Source organism: Bradyrhizobium sp. LTSP885 (genome assembly GCF_000938305.1).
Classification (GTDB): domain Bacteria; phylum Pseudomonadota; class Alphaproteobacteria; order Rhizobiales; family Xanthobacteraceae; genus Bradyrhizobium.
This window is the reverse complement of record NZ_JYMT01000025.1, coordinates 21,624-36,377: the sequence shown is the minus strand read 5'-3', so window position 1 is coordinate 36,377 and position 14,754 is coordinate 21,624. Positions and strand designations below refer to the sequence as shown.

General features: G+C 63.1%; 15 protein-coding genes. 14 read left to right on the top strand and 1 reads right to left on the bottom strand.

Annotated elements, in window-relative coordinates:
• Positions 1-171 precede the first annotated feature (171 nt).
• The 4 genes from UP09_RS16925 to UP09_RS16910 all read left to right on the top strand — a co-directional run bounded on the left by UP09_RS16925 (position 172) and on the right by UP09_RS16910 (position 3,163).
• Entirely contained in the window at positions 172-813 is a 642-nt protein-coding gene (locus UP09_RS16925) for a YoaK family protein (protein WP_044539382.1), read from the top strand.
• 14 nt (positions 814-827) lie between these two features.
• Positions 828-1,688, top strand: a complete 861-nt coding sequence (locus tag UP09_RS16920) for a shikimate dehydrogenase (RefSeq protein ID WP_082070166.1) — start codon at positions 828-830, stop codon at positions 1,686-1,688.
• A gap of 118 nt (positions 1,689-1,806) precedes the next feature.
• Positions 1,807-2,385 carry a hypothetical protein gene (locus tag UP09_RS16915; protein WP_502689059.1) on the top strand — a complete coding sequence of 193 codons (579 nt, stop codon included), beginning with the start codon at positions 1,807-1,809 and terminating at the stop codon, positions 2,383-2,385.
• A 169-nt stretch (positions 2,386-2,554) separates the two neighbouring features.
• Entirely contained in the window at positions 2,555-3,163 is a 609-nt protein-coding gene (locus tag UP09_RS16910; protein ID WP_044539380.1) for a single stranded DNA-binding domain-containing protein, read from the top strand.
• A gap of 157 nt (positions 3,164-3,320) precedes the next feature.
• On the opposite strand, the gene UP09_RS16905 is transcribed toward UP09_RS16910, so the two are convergent.
• The gene (locus UP09_RS16905) at positions 3,321-4,457 is read right to left on the bottom strand and encodes an alpha-hydroxy acid oxidase (protein WP_044539379.1); all 1,137 of its coding nucleotides are present in this window, start codon (positions 4,455-4,457) and stop codon (positions 3,321-3,323) included.
• Between the two features lie 147 nt (positions 4,458-4,604).
• On the opposite strand from UP09_RS16905, the gene UP09_RS38140 reads away from it, so the two are divergent.
• From UP09_RS38140 to serA, 10 genes are all read left to right on the top strand, one after another.
• Positions 4,605-4,778, top strand: coding sequence for a hypothetical protein (locus UP09_RS38140; protein WP_197082682.1), 174 nt, complete (start codon positions 4,605-4,607; stop codon positions 4,776-4,778).
• 216 nt (positions 4,779-4,994) lie between these two features.
• Positions 4,995-6,338: a phosphoglucosamine mutase gene (gene glmM, locus UP09_RS16900; protein ID WP_044539378.1), complete on the top strand. Its 1,344-nt coding sequence runs from the start codon at positions 4,995-4,997 to the stop codon at positions 6,336-6,338.
• Between the two features lie 281 nt (positions 6,339-6,619).
• A complete protein-coding gene (locus UP09_RS16895) occupies positions 6,620-7,876 on the top strand; it encodes an MFS transporter (RefSeq protein ID WP_044539377.1) in 1,257 nt (418 codons plus the stop codon).
• Between the two features lie 312 nt (positions 7,877-8,188).
• A complete protein-coding gene (locus tag UP09_RS16890; protein ID WP_044539376.1) occupies positions 8,189-9,046 on the top strand; it encodes an outer membrane protein in 858 nt (285 codons plus the stop codon).
• Positions 9,047-9,223: 177 nt separating this feature from the next.
• Positions 9,224-10,105 carry an outer membrane protein gene (locus tag UP09_RS16885; protein WP_044539375.1) on the top strand — a complete coding sequence of 294 codons (882 nt, stop codon included), beginning with the start codon at positions 9,224-9,226 and terminating at the stop codon, positions 10,103-10,105.
• Positions 10,106-10,180: 75 nt separating this feature from the next.
• Positions 10,181-10,771, top strand: coding sequence for a glutathione S-transferase family protein (locus UP09_RS16880; RefSeq protein ID WP_044539374.1), 591 nt, complete (start codon positions 10,181-10,183; stop codon positions 10,769-10,771).
• Between the two features lie 17 nt (positions 10,772-10,788).
• Positions 10,789-11,259, top strand: a complete 471-nt coding sequence (locus UP09_RS16875; protein WP_044539373.1) for a GNAT family N-acetyltransferase — start codon at positions 10,789-10,791, stop codon at positions 11,257-11,259.
• 167 nt (positions 11,260-11,426) lie between these two features.
• On the top strand, positions 11,427-11,639 hold the full coding sequence (locus tag UP09_RS16870) for a hypothetical protein (protein WP_044539372.1): 213 nt from the start codon (positions 11,427-11,429) through the stop codon (positions 11,637-11,639).
• 78 nt (positions 11,640-11,717) lie between these two features.
• On the top strand, positions 11,718-12,890 hold the full coding sequence (locus UP09_RS16865) for a phosphoserine transaminase (protein WP_044539371.1): 1,173 nt from the start codon (positions 11,718-11,720) through the stop codon (positions 12,888-12,890).
• Between the two features lie 122 nt (positions 12,891-13,012).
• Positions 13,013-14,602 (top strand): phosphoglycerate dehydrogenase, encoded by a 1,590-nt coding sequence (gene serA / locus UP09_RS16860; RefSeq protein ID WP_044539489.1) that lies wholly within the window; start codon positions 13,013-13,015, stop codon positions 14,600-14,602.
• The last annotated feature ends 152 nt before the right edge of the window (positions 14,603-14,754 follow it).

Sequence of the window (14,754 nt, the reverse complement as noted above, 5' to 3'; positions counted from 1 at the left end):
TCGTCATTCCGGGGCGATGCGTAAGCATCGAACCCGGAATCTCGAGATTCCGGGTCTGGTCCTTCGGACCATCCCGGAATGACGGGAGAAAGTTGTTCTCGAACGTTCTCTTCTCAAGTCGATCGCTTTCATGGAGACTGCTGCTTTGACGCACAGCGGTCCTAAGTCAGCATGCTTGAATCCCGCCGCAACCTGGCGCTGGCCTGCGCGCTGAGCGCGTTGGCCGGCTATGTCGACGGCATCGGCTATCTGCATTTGGGCGGGCTGTTCGTCTCCTTCATGAGTGGCAACTCGACGCGGCTTGGCGTGACGCTTGCCGAGGCGCATTGGGCGCATGCCCTGGAGGCGTTGGGGCTGATCGCCCTTTTTGTCGCCGGTGCTGCGGCCGGCAGCTTGATCGCGCTCAGCCGCATCGCGCATCGCCAGCCCCTGGTCCTGCTCGCCGAGGCGCTGCTGCTCGCGGCTGCAGGGCTGAGTGCAGCGTTCGATCTGCCAAATACCGCGGTCGCGGCGATCGTGCTGGCGATGGGGCTGGAGAACGCGGTGTTCCAGATCGACGGCGGCGCCGGCCTCGGCCTGACCTACATGACCGGCGCGCTGGTGAAGGTCGGCCAGCTCACGGCCGCGGCGCTGACCGGTGGCGCGCGCTGGGCCTGGCTGCCGTACCTGCTGCTGTGGGCGGCGCTCGTGGCCGGCGCGCTGGTCGGCGCGCTCGCCTACCGCTGGATCAACCTCGCCGCGATCTGGTTTGCCGCGGGCGCGGCATTTGCCGTCGGCGCGCTGCTTGCCGCAACCGCGAAGCGGACGGATTGACAGCGGGGGGTGCCATGGCCGATGTCACGGCAATGACAACCTCGACCAAAGCCCGTGCCGCATGTCTGATCGGTTGGCCGGCGGCGCATTCCCGCTCGCCGCTGATCCATCATTACTGGCTGCGCATGCTCGGCATCGAGGGCGGTTACCTGATCGAGGCGGTGCCGCCTGCCGATTTCAAGGATTTCGTGCTGCGCCTGTCGTTTCGCGGCTTCGTCGGCGCCAATGTCACGATCCCGCACAAGGAGCAGGCGCTGGCGCTGTCGACGCCGGATGAGCGCGCCCGCGCCGTTGGCGCCGCCAATACGCTCTGGTTCGAAGATGGTGAATTGCGCTCGACCAACACCGACGTCGAGGGCTTCATCAACAATCTCGATGCCTGCGCGCCCGGCTGGGACAAGGCTGAGGACGCGCTGGTGCTCGGCGCCGGCGGCGCGGCGCGTGCGGTGGTGTTCGGCCTGATCGAGCGCGGCATTGCGCGCGTGCATCTGGTCAACCGCACCATCGACCGCGCCCGCGCGCTCGCCGATCAGTTCGGTGCGCGCGTGCATCCGGCGACATGGGACGCGGTGCCCGACTTGCTGCCGCGCGCGGGCCTGTTGGTGAACACCACCTCGCTCGGCATGCACGGCCAGCCCGCGCTCGACATCGATGTCGGGCTGTTGCCGCAGGCATCAGTTGTTTCCGACCTTGTCTATGTCCCGCTGGTGACGCCGTTGCTCGCGGCGGCGCAGGCGCGCGGGCTGAAGACCGCTGACGGGCTCGGCATGCTCCTGCACCAGGCGGTACGCGGCTTTGAATTGTGGTTCGGGCAGCGCCCGCAGGTCACGCCGGAACTGCGTGCGCTGGTCGAAGCCGATCTCACAAAGACTTGAGACATGGAATAGCGCTGCGAGGGTGGGGTCAGTGCTACATCAGCCTGCGCCCCCTCCCGGAGATTACGCCATGCCGTCCCGCCGTACCCAATTCGTTCGTCCCTTCATTGCGCTTGCGATGGTGACGGCGTCCACGATCTACGCCATCGCGCAGCAACCGCCCACGCCGACGCGGGTCCGCGGAACCGTCGAAGGCATCGATGGCGATACGCTTGCGGTGAAGTCGCGCAGCGGCGAAGAGGTCAAGCTGCACATGACGGGCAACATCCTGGTGCTCGGCCTCACCAAGATCGGCCTGTCGGAAATCAAGGTCGGGTCCTTCATCGGCACCACCACGGTGCCCGGCCCCGACGGCGTGCCGCAGGCGGTCGAGGTGCATGTGTTCCCGGAAAACATGCGTGGCACCGGCGAGGGCTCGCGGCCATATGATCTTAAGCCCAACAGCAGCATGACCAACGCCACGGTGGCCGAATCCGTCGTCGGCAATGACGGTCACACCTTGTTGATCAAGTACAAGGACGGTGAGAAGAAGGTGGTGGTGCCGTCAGAAACGCCCGTGGTGACCTATGTTCCCGGCGACAGATCGGACCTGAAGGCCGGCGCCAAGATCATCGCCTTCATGAAGAAGCTGCCGGATGGCTCGCTCGAGACCGATCGTGTCAGCGTCGGCCGCGACGGGTTGACGCCGCCGATGTGACGCGAAGCGTCATCCCGGGGCGATGCGAAGCATCGAACCCGGGATCTCGAGATTCCGGGTCTGGTCCTTCGGACCATCCCGGAATGACGGCGCCGAGATTGGAGCCCGGAATACCACCACTCATCCGGTGTTCCTGACTCCGCCAGCCAACCCACTGAGAGGGACACCCATGCCGAAATCACTTTTATTCGCCGCGCTGTTCGCAATTGCCTTTGCCTCCGTCGCGTCCGCGCAACAACCGCAGACCGTCCGCATCCGCGGCACCATCGAAGCCGTCGACGGCTCCCTGCTGTCGATCAAGTCGCGCGACGGCGCCGACATGAAGGTGCGCATGACCGACAATGTCGCGGTGTTCGGCGTTGCCAAGACCGAGTTGTCGGAGATCAAGCCGGGCTCCTATATCGGTGTCACCGCGATGCCCGAGCCGGATGGAACCCAGAAGGCGATCGCGGTCCACATCTTCCCGGAGAACCAGCGCGGCGCGGCCGAAGGTTTCCGTCCCTGGGACCTGCGCGCCAACTCGACGATGACCAATGCCACCGTCGCGGAGACGGTGAAGGGCGCCGACGGCCAGAACATCCTGGTCAAATACAAGGACGGTGAGAAGAAGGTCGTGGTGCCGCCGGAGACCCCGGTTGTCACGTTCGTGGCCGGTGACAAGTCCGAGTTGAAGCCGGGCGCCAAGGTCATCATCTTCGGCGCGGTGAAGAAGGACGACGGCACGCTCGAAGCCAACCGCGTCAATGTCGGCCGCGACGGGATTACACCGCCGATGTGAGGCGAAGGCAAACTCTCTCAACCGTCGTCCCGGCGAAAGCCGGGACGAGGACCGAATGAAGTGCGTAGCCCGGATGCAGCGCAGCGCAATCCGGGACATTTCACATGGGCGGGATTCCCGGATTGCGCTTCGCTGCATCCGGGCTACGACTGCCGCCTCACACCGCCAGCACGTGATCGTCGATCTCGGCGATGGTGTTGACGCCGCACAGGCCCATCGTGGTGGTGAGCTCCTTCGCCAGGATGTCGAGTGCTTTCGCGACGCCTTCTTGCCCGCCGGCGCCGAGGCCGTAGGCATAGGCGCGGCCGATCATGCAGGATTTGGCGCCGAGTGCGAGCGCGCGCATCACGTCCATGCCGGTGCGGATGCCGCCGTCGAACATGATCTCGATCTGCGAGCCGACAGCGTCGACGATCTCGGGCAGCACCTCGATCGACGACGGTGCGCCATCAAGCTGGCGGCCGCCATGGTTGGAGACCACGATCGCCTGCGCGCCGGTCTTGGCGGCGAGTTCGGCATCCTCGACGTCGAGGATGCCCTTCAGGATCAGCTTGCCCGGCCAGATCGAGCGGATCCAGTCGATGTCCTTCCAGTTCAGCGAGGTGTCGAACTGCGAGGCGGTCCATTCCGACAGTTTGGTCAGGTCATCGGTGCCTTTGACGTGGCCGACGATGTTGCCGAAGCTGCGGCGCTTGCCGCGCATAACGCCGGCGACCCATGACGGCTTGCTCGCGAAGTCGAGCAGTTTCGACAGCGACCATTCCGGCGGCACGCTCATGCCGTTCTTGATGTCCTGGTGACGCTGGCCGATCACCTGCAGGTCGACGGTCAAGACCAGCGCCGAGCACTTCGCCGCGATCGCGCGCTCGATCAGCGACTTGATGAAGCCGCGGTCCTTCATGACGTAGAGCTGGAACCAGAACGGCTTGTCGACGGCTTCAGCGATATCCTCGATCGAGCAGATCGACATCGTGCTCTGGGTGAAGGGAATGCCGGCCGCCTGCGCCGCGCGGCAGGCGTAGATCTCGCCGTCGCCATGCTGCATGCCGAGCAGGCCGACCGGGGCCAGGATCAGCGGCATCGCGGAGGGCTCGCCGAGGATCGTGGTCGACAAATTGCGCTTGGAGACGTCGACCAGGATGCGCTGCCGGAACTTGATCTGCTGAAGGTCGTCGGAATTGGCGCGCAGCGTGTCCTCGGTGTAGGAGCCGCGGTCCGCATAATCGAAAAACGCCTTCGGCACCCGGCGCTTGTGCAACTGGCGCAAATCTTCGATGCAGGTGATGTGCTTCATGGACGTTCCCGGCCCTTTTTGTTTGTCGCAAGCCTTTAGGTCGCAAAGTCTTGTAGGTCGCAAGTCTCGTTGGCGTTAGGTTCTGTCGTCATCTAGCATGGTTGGATCGCCTGCCAAATCGCCTGGTGGAACCGACAGGAGAGCGCGATGCCTCACTCAGGGTCCAAACCAAAAGCGGACGAGGGCGCTGAAAAACGCCGGCTCGATGATGCCCTGGAGGAGGGGCTGGAGGAGACGTTCCCGGGTTCCGATCCCGTCAGTGTCACCCAGCCGGCGCCCTCGACGGGTGACCGCCCCGTCAAGCACAACGGCAAAGACTAGGTCCGAATTATCGCTTCCGGGATCCCGTTGGAGGAGATAATTCTCTATTTTTCAATGCCTTAACATCGAACCCAGCGGTTCGATGATGGTAATGATTCATCATATTTTTTGAAGTCATTTTAGCGCCTGAGGGTCTATAAGGCCGATGCACGCTAAACTGGTGGGCGTTCGGGGCTTTCTCGCATGGTGGGGCGGGAAGCCCGTGCTGGGGGTACCATGAGCCGCAAATATTTCGGGACCGACGGGATTCGGGGCCGCGCCAACGGGCTGATCACGCCGGAGCTCGCGCTCAAGGTGGGGCAGGCCGCAGGCCTGGTGTTTCAGCGCGGCGACCATCGTCATCGCGTCGTGATCGGCAAGGACACGCGGCTGTCCGGCTACATGATCGAATACGCCATGGTCGCGGGCTTCACCTCGGTCGGGATGGACGTGCTGCTGCTCGGCCCGATGCCGACGCCGGCGGTCGCGATGTTGACCAAGTCGATGCGCGCCGATCTCGGCGTCATGATTTCGGCGTCGCACAATCTGTTCGAGGACAACGGCATCAAGCTGTTCGGCCCGCAGGGCTTCAAGCTCTCCGACGACGTCGAGAAGCAGATCGAGCTGCTGCTCGATGAATCGCTCGACCGCCGGCTGGCGCAGAGCGCGAGCCTCGGCCGCGCCCGCCGCATCGACGGCGTCCACGACCGTTACATCGAATTCGCCAAACGCACGCTGCCGCGCGACCTCTCACTCGATGGCTTGCGCGTGGTCGTCGATTGCGCCAACGGCGCCGCCTACAAGGTGGTTCCGGAAGCGCTGTGGGAGCTCGGCGCCGACGTGATACCGATCGGCGTGGAGCCCGACGGCTTCAACATCAACAAGGAATGCGGCTCGACCTCGCCGGAGGCGCTGTCCAGGAAGGTGCGCGAGATGCGCGCCGACATCGGCATTGCGCTCGATGGCGACGCCGACCGTGTCATCCTGGTCGACGAGCGCGGCCACGTCGTCGACGGCGACCAGTTGCTCGCGGTGATCGCGCAGAGCTGGAAGGAAGACGGCCGGCTCTCCAAGCCCGGCATCGTCGCCACCGTGATGTCCAACCTCGGGCTGGAGCGCTTCCTGCACGGCCATGGCCTGCAGTTGATCCGCACCCCGGTCGGCGACCGCTACGTGCTCGAGCAGATGCTGAGCGGCGGCTACAATCTCGGCGGTGAACAGTCGGGCCACATTATCCTGTCCGACTATGCCACCACCGGCGACGGTTTCGTTGCGGCGCTCCAGGTGCTGGCCGTGGTGCAAAAGCTGCGACGCCCGGTCTCCGAAGTCTGCCGCCGTTTTGATCCGCTGCCGCAAATTCTGAAGAACGTCCGCTATCGCAGCGGCAAGCCGCTCGACGACGCCGAGGTCAAATCCGCGATCACCGACGGCGAGAAGCGCCTCAACGGCCACGGCCGCTTGCTGATCCGCGCGTCCGGCACCGAACCCGTCATCCGCGTGATGGGCGAGGGCGACGACCGCATCCTGGTGGAGGACGTCGTCGACACCATCGTCCACGCGCTCGGACAGGCCGCGGCTTAAGGCCCACGGCCTCATATTCTCGCCAGAAATGACGGTGGTGGACTTGAGTACACCGCTTTATCCACGTCATTGCGAGCGTTAGCGAAGCAATCCATCGCGCCACAAGCGGAGGCATGGATTGCTTCGTCGCTATCGCTCGTCGCAATGACGGACGGATGGAGCCGATTCCAAGAGGCCGGCTACCAAGCGCATCGCTGCTATCGGCTATTGCAACTGGTCGCAGCCGCCTCCGCGTCGTACGAGACGGAGGTATTTTCGCGAATCCGTTTCGGAATGCTGCAGTGAACAAACCCGTCGTGAGTGAAGAGGCACTGGGCGAGCCGGTGCTGGTGCCCGAGTTGACGCCTGCGCTGGCCGCGAAGGCGGCAGCGGTGGGGCCGGCCTATATCGTGCTTGCCGGCATCAGCTTCTCGCATTTCCTCAACGACACCATGCAGTCGCTGATCGCTTCGATCTATCCGATCCTGAAGGACAATTATGCGCTCGACTTCGCGCAGATCGGCATGATCACGCTGGCGTTCCAGTTCACCGCGTCACTGCTGCAACCGGTGATCGGGCACTTCACCGACAAGAAGGCGCAGCCGTTCTCGCTTTCGATCGGCATGGGCTTCACCTTCTTCGGCCTGCTGCTGCTCAGCGTCGCGCACGCTTACGGGATCATCCTGATCGCCGCCGCGCTGGTCGGTCTCGGATCCGCCGTGTTCCATCCGGAGTCGGCGCGGATCGCGCGGCTGGCCTCGGGCGGCCGCTACGGCTTTGCGCAATCGGTATTCCAGCTCGGCGGCAGCTTCGGCACCTCGATGGGGCCGGTGCTCGCGGCGTTGATCGTGGTGCCGTTCGGCCAGCCCTCGATCGCCTGGTTCTCCTCGATCGCGTTCCTCGCCATCGTGATCCTGTGGCGCATCGGCGTCTGGTACAAGCCGCAGGTCGCGGGCAAGAAGGCCGCGGTGATCGAGCTGCATCCCGATCATCCGGACCAGCGGCGCGTGATGATCGCGCTCGGCGTGCTGGTCGCGCTGCTGTTCTCCAAGCAGCTCTACGTCTCGAGCCTGTCGAGCTACTACATCTTCTATCTGATCGACAAGTTCGGCGTCTCGACGCAAGGAGCGCAGTTCTATCTCTTCATCTTCCTGGCCGCGAACGCGGTAGGCACCTTCTTCGGCGGGCCGCTCGGCGACCGCTTCGGCCGCAAATATGTCATCTGGTTCTCGATCCTCGGCGCGCTGCCGTTCACGCTCGCGCTGCCCTATGCCGGCCTGTTCGGAAGCGCCGTGCTGTCGGTGGTGATCGGCCTGATCATCTCGTCGGCGACATCGGCGATCATCGTGTTCGCACAAGAATTGATGCCGCATCGCTTCGGCATGATCTCCGGCGTGTTCTTCGGCGTGGCCTTCGGCATCGGCGGTCTCGGCGCAGCCGTGCTCGGCAAGCTCGCCGACCACACCTCGATCGCCTTCGTCTATGATCTCTGCGCGTTCCTGCCGGCGATCGGCCTGCTCGCGGTGTTCCTGCCGAAGATGCCGAAAGCGATGCGCTGAACGGTTCTTCTCTGCGGAAGCGCACAACCGCCTGCGCGCTAAGCATTCGCTAACAGACGCGGCTCTGTGCGCCGCAACAGCGCGTGTTCCTCAACGCATCGTTAGCACTTGTGGCAGTTTCGCCATTTTTCGCGCCGCCGCTTTCCGCATATTGATGGACCCATAAGCCGCACCCGCAAAAAAGAGTGAGAGAAAATCAACCTTAAAAATTAGGGTTAAGTGCCGCTTAAACATTTTCTGAGATCGTCCGGCTGTGAGTTTCAGACGTGAGGCTTTTCGTATCGCCTCACTTGGCCCAAAAGGACGAAGCCAATGCGTAGCGTTAAGTCTCTGATTGCCGCAGGCGCGGCATCCCTGCTGTCCTCGGCGGCGTTCGCTGCCGACATGCCCATCATGCCGCCGCCCCAGATGGCGTATGCACCCCCGCCGGTCCAGGACTTCGGCGGTTGGTATCTTCGCGGCGACATCGGCATGACCAATTCGAGCGCCAAGCTGCACGATAATCTTTTCGACACCTTGCCGGCCGGCTCGACGCTGACGCATGACGGTCACGGTTTCACTGGCGGCCAGTCCTACGGTCTCGGCGTCGGTTATCAGTTCAACAGCTGGTTCCGTGCTGACATCACGGGTGAGTATCGCTCGCGTGTCAGCTTCAGCGGCACCGATGTCTCTACGTTCCCCGGTGGCAGCAGTCTCTCGGACGTCTATCAGGGTGGCTATACGAGCTGGGTCGGACTGGCCAACGTCTATGCCGATCTCGGCACCTGGTGGTGCCTGACGCCCTTCGTCGGTGTCGGCGTCGGCGCCGCGCATATTCAGACCACCGGTCTGCAAGACTCCGGTGTCGCGTTTGCTCCCGGCGTGGGTAGCTTCGGCAGCTCTTCATATTTCGCCAACGGTGCTTCGACGACCAACTTTGCCTGGGCCGTGCATGCCGGTGTCGCCTACAAGGTGAACCAGAACTTCACCGTCGAACTGGCGTACCGCTATCTCGATATGGGAACCGCCGTTCACGGCAACGGCCAGTCCTTCGATGGTTCGAATGCCGGCCCGTCGTCCTTCCAGTACCGCGATCTGATCTCGCAGGACGTGCGGCTTGGCGTCCGCTTTGCTCTCCCCTGCTGCGACGTGCCGCCGCCGCCGCCGCCTTTGCTGATCCGCAAGGGTTAATATCCGGCCTTCAAAGGTTAACGATCGAAAGCGGCGCGGGATCATCCCGCGCCGTTTTGCTTTTGCGGCGTGCGCGATCTGCAACGTGAGCATATCGAAAGTGGCGCGCGACAACGATTGGTTAAGGTTAACGGGCGATGATCATCGCGCAATCGGTGTGGTCGATGGAGCGTTGCGATGCGTAGGTTCTTGCTGGCGGCGATGATGTTCGGGGCGGTGACCGGCGCGCACGCGGCCGACATGCCTGATTTTCTTCGCGGCAGTCTCCCGGCTTCCAGCACACCAACCAGAAACTGGGACGGCTGGTACGCCGGCGGTGACGTCAGCTACTCTTCGGCCTCGGTAGATTTCAGCCAAAGCCTCGTCGGTCTGACCAATTCCATCTTCCGCAACAGCACGCTTCAGCAGCCCACGTCGGAATTGTCCGCGTTGAACAAGGCCAACACGCAAGGCACGGGTTTCGGGGCTTTCGTCGGTCGCAACTGGCAGTGGGACGATGTCGTTCTGGGTGTCGAAGCCAACTATAATTACCTCAATCATCTCTCGGCTTCGTCTTCCAATTCAATCGGGCCGCTCGCAATTTCCAATCCGCCCGGTGAAAATCCGCCCCCAGGCTTCACTGACGTCTACAGCGTTCAACTGACTGGCGCTGCAGCGGCGCAAATCAAGGACATGATCACGTTCAGGGGACGCGCGGGTTGGGCATCCGGCAATTTCCTGCCCTATATCTTCGGCGGCGTTGCGGTCGGCCGCATGGATATCTCGCGCAGCGTGAGCAGTAATGTTAGCGAAAACGTATATGCGACGACAACGAACGCACTTGGCAACACGGTCACTACACTTGTATCGTCCGGCCCCGTTCCATCGGTCTCGCAGAATCAATCCCAGGAAAGAACCAACAATTTCGTGGTCGGCTGGACCGCCGGTCTTGGAATGGAATACATGCTGTGGAACAACATTTTCCTGCGCGGCGAATGGGAATACGTCAAGTTCATGTCGGTCGAAAACACCAATGTGACGCTGAACAGCGTGCGCGCCGGCATCGGCTACAAGTTCTGATCCGCGATGCCGCATCGGCTTGACAGCCAATAGCAGCGCTGGTCCTCTGCCGCTCCAGGGTCGGGAGCGCAATCAATGAAGATCTACGGCGATACCAATTCGGGCAACTGCCTGAAGGTGAAGTGGGTGTGCGACAAGCTGGCGCTGCCTTACCATTGGGTCGAGATCGACACCATGAACGGCGGCAGCCGGACGCCTGAATTCCTCAAGCTCAACGGCTGGGGGCAGGTGCCCACGGTGGAGCTGGACGACGGCCGCACGCTCGCCCAGTCCAACGCCATCATTCGCTATCTCGCGCGCGGCAGCGACCTGATCCCGGGCGATGCGTATCGTGAAGCGCAAATGAACGCGTGGATGTTCTGGGAACAGAACACTCACGAGCCCTATGTGGCGGTCTGCCGCTTCCACATTGTCTATCTCGGCAAGACCACGGCCGAGCTCGATCCGAACCTGGTGAAGCGCGGCTATGCGGCGCTCGATCATCTGGAGCGGCAACTCGGTGGTGCGCGCTTCCTGGTCGGCGAGGCGGTCTCGCTCGCCGACGTGTCGCTGCTCGCCTATACCCGCGTCGCGCATGAGGGCGGCTTCGACCTCGAGCGCTATCCCCTGGTGCGCCGCTGGATCGGCGACGCCGAACACGCACTCGGATTGCCGCCGGCCCGCTGAATTTTGTTGAGACCGACATGACCGCAGCTTCATCCATCGTCATTCGCCGCGCGCGCCGCGACGACGTCGCCGCCATCGTCGGCATGCTGGCGGACGATCCGCTTGGCAGCGCCCGTGAGCGGATCGAGCATCCGCTGCCGCAGCCTTACTACCAGGCCTTCGAGCGGGTCGAGCGCGATCCCAATTTGCAGCTGGTCGTCGCCGTTGACGGCGAGGGGGCCGTCGTCGGCTGCCTGCAGCTTGCCATCCTGCCGGGCCTGAGCTCGCAGGGCGCTTCGCGCGGATTGCTCGAGGATGTTCGCGTCGCAAGCCATTGCCGCAGCCGCGGCATCGGCGAAAAATTGGTGCAGTGGGCGGTGGCGGAGGCGCGCGCGAAAGGCTGCGTGCTGGTCGAGTTGCTGACGCATCACACGCGCGTCGATGCGCAGCGCTTTTATGAACGGCTCAGATTCGCACGCAGCCATGTCGGCATGACGATACGATTCTGAGATACGCGCGAGTTGTATGCGCCGCGCACTCATGCCTGCGGTGGTTCTCGCTCTCCTATTCAGTTAACGAGCAATAAACTAAGCCGGCCTCCGTGATTTTACGGGGAGGAACGACTGCGCTATGTCGACGTCTCCCATGGGGCGCGGCGGCAGCTTGGGGATTTCCAATGCCAGATTATTCGATCGTGCGGGTCGGCAACGAGTACATCGTGCAGGCCGGCGAAAAGAGCATTTTGAAAATATCGAGTCGGCGCCGGGCCGCAAAGCTCGTGACCGAGGCGGCGGAGCTGTTGGATCAGGAGACCGCAATGCGGCTCGAGGACGCTCCATCAATCAGCTGTGATTCCGATATCTTGCCCGATACGTCCGAACTTCCTTGACGTTTGGGGGCCTTTCCCCTATTTCCGGCGGCGGGATACCTCTCCCCACCGAGAGGCAGCTATCTGGAAGGATAGATTATGACTGCAGCAAAGCCCGCTTTGCGGCCTCATGTGCCGCATTTCTCCTCCGGCCCCTGTGCCAAGCGCCCCGGCTGGAACCCCGAAAATCTCAAGGACGCAGCGCTCGGCCGTTCGCATCGTGCGAAGGTCGGTAAGGCCAAGCTCAAGCTCGCGATCGAACTGACGCGTGAAGTGCTTGAAGTGCCTGCCGACTACAAGATCGGCATCGTGCCGGCGTCGGATACCGGCGCGGTCGAGATGGCGCTGTGGTCGCTGCTCGGTGCGCGGCCCGTCACCACGATCGCCTGGGAATCCTTCGGCGAAGGCTGGGTCAGCGACATCGTCAAGGAATTGAAGCTCAAGGACGTCACCAAGCTCAACGCGGCCTATGGTGAAATCCCCGATCTTTCCAAGGTCGATCAGAAATCCGACGTCGTCTTCACCTGGAACGGCACCACGTCAGGCGTGCGCGTTCCGAACGCCGACTGGATCAGCGCGACCCGCGAAGGCCTGACGATCTGCGACGCGACCTCCGCCGCTTTCGCGCAGCCGCTGGATTTTGCAAAGCTCGACGTCGTCACCTTCTCCTGGCAGAAGGCGCTCGGCGGCGAGGCGGCGCACGGCATGCTGATCCTCTCGCCGCGCGCAGTCGAACGGCTCGAGAGCTACAAGCCGGCCTGGCCGCTGCCGAAGATCTTCCGCCTGACCAAGGGCGGCAAGCTCAACCAGGGCATCTTCGAAGGCGAGACCATCAACACGCCGTCGATGCTGTGCGTGGAGGACTATCTCGACGCGCTGAACTGGGCGAAGTCGATCGGTGGCCTGAAGGCGCTGACCGCGCGTGCCGATGCCAACACCAAGGCAATCGCCGATTGGAAGGCGAAGACGCCGTGGATCGACTTCCTGGCTAAGGACACAGCGATCCGCTCCAACACCTCGGTGTGCCTGAAGTTCACCGATCCTGCGATCACCTCGCTCTCATCGGACGCGCAGGCCGACTTCTGCAAGAAGCTGGTCGCGCTGGTCGAGAAGGAGAATGCCGGTTTCGACTTCGCGTATTACCGCGATGCGCCGGCGGGCCTGCGGATCTGGTGCGGCGCCACGGTTGAAGCAAAGGACGTCGAGCTGCTGACGCAGTGGATCGACTGGGCCTTTGCCGAAACCAAGGGCGCGTTGGCCAAGGCCGCGTAAGTTCACGTCATTGCCGTCATGGCCGGGCTTGACCCGGCCATCCATCGCACAAGATGGCCGCGCGGGCTTTACGCCTGCGGGTGTCGTTCATTCACGCATCGTTCCAGCAACGGATCATCCCGATGACAAAGCCCAAAGTTCTCATTTCCGACGCGCTGTCTCCCGCGGCCGTGCAGATATTCAAGGATCGCGGCATCGAGGTCGACTTCCAGCCGAACCTCGGCAAGGACAAGGAAAAGCTCGCCGAGATCATCGGCAATTACGATGGTCTCGCGATCCGCTCGGCCACCAAGGCGACCGCAAAAATCCTCGAGAAGGCGACCAGGCTGAAGGTGATCGGCCGCGCCGGCATCGGCGTCGACAATGTCGAGATTCCGGCGGCAACCGCCAAGGGCATCATCGTGATGAACACGCCGTTCGGCAATTCGATTACGACCGCCGAGCATGCCATCACGCTGATGCTGGCGCTGGCGCGCGAGATTCCGCAGGCCGACGCCTCGACCCAGGCCGGCAAGTGGGAGAAGAACCGCTTCATGGGCGTCGAGATCACCGCCAAGACGCTGGGCGTGATCGGCTGCGGTAATATCGGCTCGATCGTCGCCGACCGCGCGCTCGGCCTGCGCATGAAGGTGATCGCGTTCGATCCGTTCCTGTCGCCGGAGCGCGCCAGGGACATCGGCGTCGAGAAGGTCGAGCTCGACGACCTGCTTAAGCGCGCCGATTTCATCACGCTGCACACGCCGCTGACCGACAAGACCAGAAACGTGATCGACGCGGCCGCGATCGCCAAGATGAAGAAGGGCGTTCGCATCATCAATTGCGCGCGCGGCGGCCTGGTCGACGAGCAGGCGCTGGTCGATGCGCTGAATTCCAAGCACGTTGCGGGCGCTGCCTTCGACGTTTTCGTCGAGGAGCCGGCCACCACGAACGTGCTGTTCGGTCATCCCAACGTGATCTGCACCCCGCATCTCGGCGCCTCCACCACGGAAGCGCAGGAGAACGTCGCGCTGCAGGTTGCCGAGCAGATGTCGGACTATTTGCTGACCGGCGCGATCTCGAACGCGGTGAACTTCCCCTCGATCACGGCCGAAGAAGCGCCGAAACTGAAGCCATTTATCGAGCTCGCCGAGAAGCTCGGCTCGTTCGCCGGCCAGCTCACCGAGAGCGGGATCGTCAAGATAGAGATCACCTATGAAGGCCACGTCGCCGAGATGAAGATCAAGGCGATCACGTCGGCCGTGTTGTCGGGCCTGCTGCGCCCGATGCTCGGCGAGGTCAACGTGGTCTCGGCGCCGGTGGTGGCAAAAGAGCGCGGCATGGTGGTGGACGAGATCGTCCGCGCCGCGCAGAGCGACTATGAAAGCCTGATCACGGTGACGGTCACCACCGAACGGCAGGAGCGCTCGGTGTCCGGCACCGTCTATGCAGACGGCAAGCCGCGCCTGGTCGACATCAAGGGCATCCGCGTCGACGCCGAGTTCGGCAAGTCGATGATTTATGTGACCAACGAGGACAAGCCGGGCTTCATCGGCGCCTTCGCAAGCCTGTTGGGCGACGCCAAGCTCAACATCGCGACCTTCCATCTCGGTCGCGTCAAGCAGGGCGGCGACGCCATCGCGCTGGTCGAGGTCGACGGCGCGGTACCGGCCGAATTACTCGCCAAGGTTCAGGCGCTGCCGCAGGTCAAGCAGGCGAAGGCGCTGACGTTCTAAATCACCGATATTCCGATCTGCGGAACATGGCGCCGTCTCCGATCCCGGAGGCGGCGTTTGTGTTTGCGCGGGCTCCGGTATTCCTGTTGCGGAAGCCAAAATATGTGTACGAACGGGTTAGGACGGGCCACAATGGCGGCCATCTCAAAGGG